The organism is Geitlerinema sp. PCC 9228 (assembly GCF_001870905.1).
Taxonomy (GTDB): Bacteria; Cyanobacteriota; Cyanobacteriia; order Cyanobacteriales; family PCC-9228; genus PCC-9228.
This window is the reverse complement of sequence record NZ_LNDC01000089.1, coordinates 1-566: the sequence shown is the minus strand read 5'-3', so window position 1 is coordinate 566 and position 566 is coordinate 1. Positions and strand designations below refer to the sequence as shown.

The window sequence follows — 566 nt, the reverse complement described above, 5'->3', positions numbered from 1 at the left end:
ACCTTTTGGACGAGTCCGATTCAGAAATCGAGCCTGGCGATAGCGGGTTTTGCGATTTCGCCGGCTTCGTCGTAATTGACGACGAGAAAGCAGCGCATCCTTGATTTGCTGCCCTCGGTGTTCAAGCTCCGCCCCGAAGATTACCTTTTTGCCCTGTACAACCGCAATTCCTGTGACCTGAGAACCCGGATCGAGTTTAAGTTCTAGGTCTTGTACGGGGATTTCTGGGTAGGCTGGTTTGAGAATGATGGTGAACGGATAACGGCGAAATACAGCGGCCTTTCCTGTACTGAGGAGTCGCCGAGCTTTCCCCGGATGCANTGGCCGCTTGTTGGTGTCTAAGACAAAAACAAAATTTGACATTGAATCTCCGTAAACGGGTAATGTTTTCCTCGCCAATGTTTTCAGGGCTTGTTAGGCTAACGGCACTGCCTTACCCCTTCTAGGGCTGTTTAACCGTTAGCGGCAGGGCGACAAACACCGAAAGTATTTGTCGGTGCCATGACCCTAAAAACGTAGCCCCCAAAGGGCTTAGGCTGGTCAGCTACCTGAAGCTGGAGGCATGA

1 pseudogene is annotated in these 566 nt (G+C 51.3%); it reads right to left on the bottom strand.

Annotated elements, in window-relative coordinates:
- Positions 1-320: pseudogene (locus tag AS151_RS07530) on the bottom strand (RRXRR domain-containing protein); the annotation flags it as partial.
- Positions 321-566 lie beyond the last annotated feature (246 nt).